The 1,404-nt window shown below is 37.3% G+C and carries 2 protein-coding genes; both read right to left on the bottom strand.

The genetic code is table 11. From position 1 onward, the window contains the following. Positions 1-78: 78 nt before the first annotated feature. Positions 79-1,098 carry a M24 family metallopeptidase gene (locus ABZC96_RS09935; protein WP_373030838.1) on the bottom strand — a complete coding sequence of 340 codons (1,020 nt, stop codon included), beginning with the start codon at positions 1,096-1,098 and terminating at the stop codon, positions 79-81. A gap of 70 nt (positions 1,099-1,168) precedes the next feature. Continuing rightward, the coding region (locus tag ABZC96_RS09940; RefSeq protein ID WP_373030839.1) for a type II 3-dehydroquinate dehydratase at positions 1,169-1,404 on the bottom strand (236 nt) is incomplete at its 5' end.

A 1,404-nucleotide genomic window follows, 5' to 3' on the forward strand; every position in this document is an offset into this window, starting at 1 on the left:
CAAGATGCAAGGAAATTCTTTTGTCTTAATTAAAGTGTTTTTTGCATCTATTTTTTTTCTTATCATAGCATAACCAACCTACAGGACAACAGCTTTACCGTCTATCATCGCTACCATATCTTCAATGCGAATACCAAACTCATTAGGAATATATATCCCCGGTTCTATAGTGTATACCATGCCATCCTCAATGATCGTATCTGACTTTTCAGAGATATAAGGCATTTCATGAATGTCCAGTCCTACCCCATGTCCTGTTGAATGTATATAGTACTCACCAAAACCTGCTTTAGTGACAATGTCACGTGTAAGGGCATCCACATTTTTTGCTTTCATACCTGAACGTGCTTTGGCAATGGCATTATCATGTGCTTTAAGAACCGTATCATAGGCTTTTTGTATTTTTTTACGTTTAAAATTTTGTTTTGTATCAAACATAAAATCTTTATCTGCCTGTACCGTACGTGTACGATCTGAACAATAGCGTTTATATTTCAATCCTGCATCAACCAGAAGCAGATCATTTTTAGTTAATTTTTTAGATGTTGGCATGGCATGGGGTTTTGCAGCATTTCCATTCACCGCCACTATAGGGTCAAAACTCAGCTCATACTTGCCAAAGTCACTTAAAACACCTTTTGCTCTATAGGTTAATGTGTATTCATTTTCACCAAAACCATGTATGGAAAACTCTTTCGCTAATGCTTTAAACGCTTTTGCTCCAAGTTTTGCTGCCTTTGCAAGTATTTTCAGTTCTTCATCATTTTTAATAATGCGCTTTTTATGCGAAAAATCTAACTGTGGGTCAAACTTTACTTTACATTGAGAACTCACACGCTCAAAACCGTGTACACTCCACTCTTTAGGATCGAAGATCACTTTTTTAATCCTAGCTTTTTTGAGTAAAGAAACGGCTGCACCATAAAGATCACGATCTATAACCACTGTTGCATTTTGTACATTTTGTGTTGCATCAATAGTGTAACGACTGTCTGTGATAAAAAATGCTTCACTCCCTAAAGAAAGATAAAGTGCATTATCACAACTGTATCCACATTCATAGTAGATAGCATTTTCATCTTTGAGCATGTAGTTCATAGGTGACCTTTTGATCTGGTTTAAAAATTGGGGTATAGCCCTCCTCTCGGAGGAGAGGAGAAGTATAAAATTATTTTTGTTGTGCTGCTGCTTGTGCTTTAGCCTGGTGTTCTCTCATAGCTGCCACTTCTGAAAGCATTTGTGTCATACCAACCATTGCCAAGTGGTAACCAAATGGTCCCATACCTGAGATCTGACCTGCACATACAGGTGCTGTCAGTGACTTATGTCTAAATTCTTCTCTTTGATAAATGTTTGAAAGGTGTACTTCAAGTGTAGGTATCTGTACTGCAGCAATAGCATCAC

Source organism: Sulfurovum sp. (genome assembly GCF_041551015.1).
Classification (GTDB): domain Bacteria; phylum Campylobacterota; class Campylobacteria; order Campylobacterales; family Sulfurovaceae; genus Sulfurovum.